At 61.8% G+C, this 7,533-nt stretch carries 10 protein-coding genes; 9 read left to right on the top strand and 1 reads right to left on the bottom strand.

Features of this window, described 5'->3' with window-relative positions; genetic code table 11:
- The 9 genes from OJJ21_RS10735 to OJJ21_RS10695 form a co-directional block, all read left to right on the top strand.
- A partial coding sequence (locus OJJ21_RS10735; RefSeq protein ID WP_297686019.1) for a DUF3991 and toprim domain-containing protein occupies window positions 1-536 on the top strand: 536 nt, incomplete at its 5' end.
- 94 nt (window positions 537-630) lie between these two features.
- Window positions 631-1,092: a hypothetical protein gene (locus OJJ21_RS10730; protein ID WP_297686017.1), complete on the top strand. Its 462-nt coding sequence runs from the start codon at window positions 631-633 to the stop codon at window positions 1,090-1,092.
- Window positions 1,089-2,864, top strand: coding sequence for a PcfJ domain-containing protein (locus OJJ21_RS10725; protein ID WP_297686015.1), 1,776 nt, complete (start codon window positions 1,089-1,091; stop codon window positions 2,862-2,864). The genes OJJ21_RS10730 and OJJ21_RS10725 overlap by 4 nt, the downstream gene beginning before the upstream one ends.
- Before the next feature lie 50 nt (window positions 2,865-2,914).
- Window positions 2,915-3,577 (top strand): hypothetical protein, encoded by a 663-nt coding sequence (locus OJJ21_RS10720; protein ID WP_297686013.1) that lies wholly within the window; start codon window positions 2,915-2,917, stop codon window positions 3,575-3,577.
- A gap of 25 nt (window positions 3,578-3,602) precedes the next feature.
- Entirely contained in the window at window positions 3,603-3,896 is a 294-nt protein-coding gene (locus OJJ21_RS10715) for a hypothetical protein (protein WP_297686011.1), read from the top strand.
- Between the two features lie 66 nt (window positions 3,897-3,962).
- Window positions 3,963-4,382, top strand: coding sequence for a DUF4262 domain-containing protein (locus OJJ21_RS10710; RefSeq protein ID WP_297686009.1), 420 nt, complete (start codon window positions 3,963-3,965; stop codon window positions 4,380-4,382).
- A gap of 307 nt (window positions 4,383-4,689) precedes the next feature.
- Window positions 4,690-5,295 carry a DUF1419 domain-containing protein gene (locus OJJ21_RS10705; protein WP_297686007.1) on the top strand — a complete coding sequence of 202 codons (606 nt, stop codon included), beginning with the start codon at window positions 4,690-4,692 and terminating at the stop codon, window positions 5,293-5,295.
- 11 nt (window positions 5,296-5,306) lie between these two features.
- Window positions 5,307-5,711, top strand: a complete 405-nt coding sequence (locus tag OJJ21_RS10700; RefSeq protein ID WP_297686005.1) for a DUF3085 domain-containing protein — start codon at window positions 5,307-5,309, stop codon at window positions 5,709-5,711.
- A gap of 170 nt (window positions 5,712-5,881) precedes the next feature.
- Window positions 5,882-6,655, top strand: a complete 774-nt coding sequence (locus OJJ21_RS10695; RefSeq protein WP_297686003.1) for a hypothetical protein — start codon at window positions 5,882-5,884, stop codon at window positions 6,653-6,655.
- Here the strand turns inward: OJJ21_RS10695 and OJJ21_RS10690 are convergent.
- On the bottom strand, window positions 6,609-7,533 hold a 925-nt coding region (locus tag OJJ21_RS10690; RefSeq protein WP_297686001.1), incomplete at its 5' end, for an IS110 family transposase. The two genes, OJJ21_RS10695 and OJJ21_RS10690, sit on opposite strands and share 47 nt — an antisense overlap.

Here is a 7,533-nt window from a genome sequence, read left to right as displayed (position 1 = left end):
CACCATACGTTCTCAAAAGTCGGACAGATCCAACACTTTCGTGTCGTGACGCCATGTGGGCCGTTCATCTGGATGGATCGGGGCGGATCACCGGATGGGAGGAACGCGGGCCGCAATGGCGGGGCTTCTCTGCACGCGGCACGAAAATTCTGTTTCGCCTCGGCCCTGCTGAAGCCAGTCGGTTCTGCGTCACCGAGGCGGCGATCGACGCCATGAGCCTGGCCGCCATCGAGGGCCTTCGCAATGAGACGCTTTATCTCAGCACAGGCGGTGGTTGGTCGCCGGCAACCGATGCTGCCCTGCGTTTGCTAGCCGACCGTCCCTCCGCCCGGCTTGTCGCTGCCACAGATGCCAATGCTCAAGGGGAGGTCTTCGCTGCTCGATTGCGGGCGATGGCGGAGGAATTGGGGTGCGCCTGGCAACGGTTGCGTCCAACCGAGAATGACTGGAACGACGTTTTGAAACAAAGGACGAAGGAAAAAGAAAGGAGGAGAGGAACCCCGATGCCATCCGCTCATCGGTCGCGTCAAGGGTAAAGCTCACGCCCGCGCGTGGCGCGGCCCCTGACCCGGCCGATGACCGGCCGGCTGGCCCGAAGGTGTGTTCAACACCTGAAAAGGGGCCAAGGCCATGCAGTCAACCGAAGATTGGAAGGACAAGCTGGGGGCGATTCTCCGCACCCTCAAAATCAGGAGGATCGAATACGGTTTGAGCGGAGGAGGAGACTCGGGAGAGACGACGCTGGAGCGCGTCATCTACGTGAGCGGCGCCGTCGCTCACGATCTGCCGAACATTCCGGTCACCGTCACCAATGCAGGTTCGGTCATCAAGCTCCCCGATTTGCTCGAACGGATCGTTTCCGATGCGCCGGAGGGCGACTGGATCAACAATGAGGGCGGTCAGGGAACCGTCACTGTTCGCCCATTCGAGGAAGAAGACGGCCTCTTCATCGAATGCGACATGACCTTCAATGACGAGGACGACGGCGACGACGATTTCGACGACGAATTCGATGACAGCCCCGATGATTGGGACGACGATCCTTCACCATCGTCGCCGGCAGCCTTTCAGGCCGGGGAGGTGCTCGAATGACCGCCCTGACGTGGACATCCCTGAAACGGCTGGCCTTGCGCAAGGTGGCGAAAGCCTGCCCGGAAATCGCCGAGCCGAACTTTGTCACCGGCCTTGATCCTGTTGTCGCGATCGTGGCTTTGGCCTCTGTCAGGCTGGTCATCGGACAGCAGGACGGCAGCACCGAGGTTCGGCTCGATACCAGACCGGTCCTGCCCGCCGATGAACCTGTCACGCAGTTCTTGTCGCAGATCGTCAAGGTCATCAACGATCACGTTCGCATCAGTGGCCAGATTGCCGGGATCGACTTTTCAGACTGGCTCGACCGGAACGGTTTTCCCGATATCATCGTCAACCTTCTTTCGAAGGGTTTTGACGAAGGCGAAGTTTCCGCCTTTGCGGACACCGTCGGCACAGCGGTCGGGATGCTGACGCGTCGGATCGAGGAACTGGGACAGGCGCATCGCAAGGCGATTCTGGCAAGGGATCTGCCGCAAGCCTCCTGCGGGGCCGGTTCGCTTCCGCCCAATGCCGTCTGGCTGCTCGCCATCGAAACCTCCGGCGAGCCCCGCCGCCCGGAAATCCTCAAGCGGCGGCTTCAGGCGTTTCAGCTTTATGACGCGCTTCCGACAATGCTGCGCGACCTTGCCATCACGGAAATCATCGACGAGGGCAGACCGTTGGCGCCGGCGATCATGCAGCGAACCGGTCTTTCGGCGCCAGAGCTTAAGGCGCTCAGGCAAAGCCGGACAGTCGACCGGGCAATCGGTCATTCGACGGATTTCGAGAGGGCCATCGAGGAGCTCAAGGCGTATAGTGTGCCACTGCATGAATGGCCGGGCGAGGGGCGTCCCGGGCAGGCATACGCTTGGGAGACGTCGCCCTGGGTGAAACGGCAACGCAGTCACCTCATCCGCCTCGACTACCTCGACGAGGAGGGCACCAGCGTCCAGGACGCCGTGAACGCGCTGCGCGACGACCTGCTCAGGCCTCTGGCAAGTGAGCGGCTTCGTGTGGGCGGCCTCAAGGGCGGATATCGTCTCACCGAGTTCGCAAGAGACTTTCGGTTTGATGTCAGGTGCTGCGGCGCTCCCGACCGACGTGATTTCCTTGCCGCCCTGCACCGGGCAATCATCGGTGCGCGCAAGCCGCGGGCGTTCCGCAAAGCGGTCGACCTCTGGCACCGCAGGGCAGCGTCGCTGGCAGCGCTCCGCCATGAAGGTCATGCCGACAAGCCCGGCTGGCCCGCGCTCTGCGCACCCTGGCGGTCCGGTTGCGGCCGGTATGAGGTTGTCGCGCTCATATCGGCGAGCGATCTCGTCGAGGAAGGCAACAAGCTCGACCATTGTGTCGGCGGTTACTATGAGACCTGCCGCAAGGGCGATGTTCATATCCTGTCGCTCAGGGAGGATGGGAAGCGGGTTGCGACTGTGGAAATCAGGCTCGGCGAAGACCTGGCCAATCTGACATTGCATGTCGGTCAGTTCAAGGCCCACAGGAATTCCGCGCCGCCACCGCATCTGCACGACGTTCTCCGCGATTTCCTCAAGGCGCTGCGCACGAACGTCCATCCGGTCAATGCGGATCGTCTCGCCCGGTATCGGCGACACATGCGCGACACCTATGACGGGTCGTGGAGGAGCGACGCGCTGCCTCTCGACCATGCCCGGCAGGCCTATCCTCTTTATCTGCCGCTTCTACCGCGTGGCGCGCCCGCGACATTCGACGAATGGAGCGAGCAATCCGGGCTCGCAGAGACATTCGACAAGGCGCTCCGGTTGCACGTCGGCTGACGCAGGCGCACGGCCTTTCACCCATCTCAACAATCTTATGGAGAAGAAGCATGCATCCTTACGATCATGCGCGGTCATCCGCGCGCATTCATGGCGGTCTCTGGCAGGATTATTTCGGCCTGCACGCCTGGTTCGACGCCACCAAAGCCCTGCAATGCCGGTTTACGCACAGGGCGTTGCGACACCACCTCGAAGGTGTCCGCGAGGCGCTGGAAATATTCGGCCCCGCTATCCTGAACCGGGACGGTGTCAAGGTCCCGACGCAGGTTCTCGGCCTGCAGCATCTGGACGAGGACAGCCCTAAGATCGCTGATGCGAAGGACTGGCTGGTCGATTTCGACAAGCCCGACTGGTTTCCGGCAGCCACACCGTCCTTAGACGATCTTGCCCGTGAAAGCGCACAGCGCTTCGGTGGTGACGCGGAGAAATACCTGCCCCTGCACCGTTGGTTCCTCGCCACGGAAAACTGGACGGTGGGCAACGAACATCTTGTGTTCCGCCATCACGCCTGGGGCGTGTTCGAGGCGGAAGCCCGTCTAGGCATCGTCATCCAGACCGGAAATGGCGCCGCCGTGCCGACCCGCGTCATAGCCGAACGCCACGTCCAGACGGTTCTCGGCCGTGTTCCCCCGGCGAGCGATTTTCTGAAGCGCATCAAGGGTGAACGCTGGATGCTGCAGGCGACGTCACCGCGCAAACTCGGCCTTGTTTGAACGTCGGCATGGAAGGAGACGCAAGATGAGCACCTTTGACGTCAAACGGTTTATCGTCATCTCAATCGATCACATCACCGAAAAGACAGCGGTGTTTCTCAACAAGACACCCGCGGCCGATTGGCCATGCCTCGGCGGGCCGTACGGTGAGTATGGCTGGTTCTTCTATGCTCACGACGAAAATGCAGGCGTCGGAAAGGATAGGATTCCCGATGACCTGTTCGCCGTGATGACCTGGGCGCGCGAGGCGGGATTCGACCACATTCTCCTGGATTGCGATGCCGAGGAGATGGATGGCCTCCCCATTTTCGATTCGTGAAGATCCGTTGGTCAAGGAATATATCGGTCGACGGCCTGTTCGAAAGGAATTCGAATGTTACCGGACATGATGCGCCAGGTGCGCGAAAACATAGAGAACCATGGCCAACACCTGTTCTACGTTGGCGGCGACGGCGCCGATCCGGCGTTCGGGTATACGATTGGCAATGCTGAGCGTGGGCTTCCCGAGCTCCTGGTGATCGGCAGTTTCGGCTTCCGGCTGACCGGCCAGATCCTGAACGAGCTCGGCGCGAAGATGCGCGAGGCCGGCAAGCCGTATGAGGAAGGGCTCCTCGACATCGGTTGGACCTACCCGTTCAGGATTCGCAAGACAAGCGGCGACGTCAACGAGCGGTTCACGATCCAGGCCGGCCGATATCTCGGGCATGAGAATTACGTCGTTCTGCAGATCATGATCTGTGATCCTATGGGACGCTATCCCGGCGACGAAGGCTGCGACCCGGACTTCGCCGTGGAGCGGCCGTGACAACGCCGTTCGCCATTTCTCATTCATCCGCACACAGGCTGGTGGGAGCAGACCGGCCCTCGTCTGCAACCTGTTCAAAGGAGAGAAGGACGCAGGAGAAGGGAAGGGAAAAAGAAAAAGGGGGCAGGAATGGCCTGCCGCATGCCCGCCGGCCGCGTCAAGGGAGGCTGCGCCCGGCGATGCCGGCCCTTGACCCGGCCGGTCGGGATGGCGGCCGTGGGGGAGGGGTCAGGAAGGGCCGAAGAGAAGATGGACATCCACGGGGATGAACCGCGCTCCGGCCCGACGAGGCCGAAAGGAGCCCGCCATGAACCCCGCATCTCTCATCCGCAAGGTCTTCCAGGGTGTTGCCACCCGCTCGGAAATGTTCCGCATGTTCGACCGTCACAAGCAGCGCCCGAACCGTTTCGAGGATGAAGATAGCGCTCTCTATGCCGGCGAATGGTTCGAGATCGGTCAGGAACAGTGCGACTACATGCTGGATGTCCTGCCGCCGCTGTGGATTCGGGGAGAGATGTTCGCCATGCGCGAGTTCATGATCGGCTTCGTCACCAGCGTCTTTTTCACGCTTCGGATCGACGGACGGACGCGGCATTTTCATGGGAACTGCGATCTTGCCGACAAGGGCTCGGTCGAGCGCATGCGCCTTGCCATCGTCGAGCGCGAAAGCCGCCCAGTGCGCGCCATGACGCGTGAGGAGCGCCTGGAGCACATCTGGAGCGCAACGCACGACGACTATCGTGGCTATGCCGGGGACCGCTGGCCAGAGCACATGCGGGGTAAACGCACCGTGCTGCTCTATGGCGGCAAGGAGGGAACGTTCCTCAAACTGCTGGAGGATCTGTCCGACGCGGAAATCGCCGCCAAGCTGCCGGTGCAGTTCCGCCATCTCCCCGAAGTCGCTGCAGCGTGAGGGAGGCGGACATGACACTGACCTTTCCGCTGTCCGCCGTCCGCGAGGTGATCGCTCGCGGGATTTCCGACGCTGAGGCTAATGGCGGCTTCCGTGATCCGCATCTCGGTCTTTCCGAAACTGACAACCGCAAACCTGGTCTCTGGCTGGTGGGAGATAACGGCGTCTACCTTTGCTCGAACGGCACGCTCGCCGAGGGTGCAAAGCCGCTCGTGGCCTATGCGGAAGAGTGCGACCCCGACACGAACGACGACTGGTTCGAGATCAAGCGCCGGACATTCGGGGGCGACGACGGCGTCGATTTCCTCGATGCCGAAGGCCTCGAAGTCCTGATGTCGACCATTCCGGACGGCACCCATCTGCGCATCGCTTTTTCCGACGAGACGCTGGAGCTCTCTGTCATCTCGCGCGGATAGCGCCTGCTTGCCGCCGCACCACCGGTGGCCCAACCCTCAGTCTCAATCTCGATACGTAGCGCCACGACCTCCGACCGGCGGGCCTCCGGCGCACGTCTTCAACCCAGGAGTACGAAACATGCAGCGCGATATTCACCCTTCCGATCTCTCTCTCGTCACGGGAGCATGAGATGGCCGACTATCATTCTCCCACCGTGGTGACGCCGCACATCCCGTTTCGCGATGTCACTCCGCTCGAAGCTCTCATCCTGCCCCTGGTGTTCGACGAAAGCGCCGAAGAGGATGGATCCTATTTCCATTCCTGGTGCGGGCCGTCCGACGTGATCACGGTGGAGATCGATGCGGTCCGCGAGGCGCTTGAAGCGTCCAAGGACGTCGAAGCCAGGATTACCGCCTACGTTATCAGCTTGCTGGCGGCGCATGAGGCCATCCCCGAAGAGAATCGGCCGGATGATCTCGATATCGATCTGACGGCGGGGCCGGGCTGGGACGAGATACTTCAGGATATCGTCCGTCGCTCCTCCACTCTGGACGAGATTGTCGTCACCGCCGCCTTTACGTGTACCAAAATGCGGGCGGATGGTTTCGGGGGTAGCGTCATGCGCATCACGGCCGAGGCGTGTGTGGATGCCCCCTGTTTGGCAAGCAAAATCTTCGTTGTTTCGGCGGGGTCTTCGATCGGACGTGTGTCAGGCCTCTCTATGTGGCCTAATATCGCCACGGGCCGGTATGCTGTTCGGAAAGCTGGGTTCACATCGGTTCAGAGAGCTGCATGCGCTCGAGCCCCGGGTCTGAATGTCCCTGCCTTGAACTTCGAAGTCCGTGTCGCCTACTCCTCGTCGATCGCTCACCCCGGCCTTGCGGCCATGCCGTGCCGTTTCCCGTCTGGGGTGCCGGTCACGCCATTCGATAATCTTCCTTCTTCACGCTCAATGCCCAGATGATGCGTGCCATCTTGTTCGCGAGCGCAACGGCGGCAACCATCTTCGGCTTGCGCGCCACGAGGTTCGCGAGCCAGCGGTTCGGACTGCCGCCTTTGCGAACCACCCAGCGGATCACGCTCATGGCGCCGACGATGAGGAGCCGACGGATGTCGGTCTGGCCCATCTTGCTGACAGATCCCAGCTTGGACTTGCCGCCCGTCGATCGCTGTTTGGGCACGAGGCCCAGCCAGGCCGCGAAGTTGCGACCGTTTTCGAACGTGTCGAGGTCCGGTGTGAAAGCCGCGACGGCACCTGCGGTCACCGGTCCGACTCCCGGAATGGTGCAGAGCCTGCAAAGCTCTATGTCCGTCTTCGAAGCTGTCTCAAGTTCATCTGCCAGCCGCGTGATCACCTCCGAGAGCCGTGCGATCTGGTCGATATAAATCGTGCCCATCTCTCGCACGACGGCAGGCAGATCACTGGCCTCGTCCGCCAACGCTTCCTCCAGCACTCTCAGACTTGCCGGCCCCTTTGGTGCCACGAGACCGAACTCGGCCAGATGGCCGCGTAGCGCATTGATCAACTGCGTTCTCTGACGCACCAGGCATTGGTGGGTGCGGAAGGCGACTGCGCGAGCCTGCGTGGCGGTACTCTTCACCGCGACGAAGCGCATAGTTGGCCGTGATGCCGCCTCCGCGATGGCTTCCGCGTCTGCGCGGTCGTTCTTCTGGCGCTTGACGAAGGGCTTTACGTAGACCGCCGGAACCAGCCGGACCTCGTGGCCATGTCGCTGCGCCACCCGACCCCAATGATGCGACGTCGCGCATGCCTCCATCGCAACCACGCAAGCTGGCTGATCAGCCAGCAATGCGATCAACCGCGACCTTGACAAGGCCCGA

The organism is Ferrovibrio sp., assembly GCF_025869515.1.
Lineage (GTDB): Bacteria > Pseudomonadota > Alphaproteobacteria > Ferrovibrionales > Ferrovibrionaceae > Ferrovibrio.
This window is presented reverse-complemented; position numbering and strand designations above follow the sequence as displayed.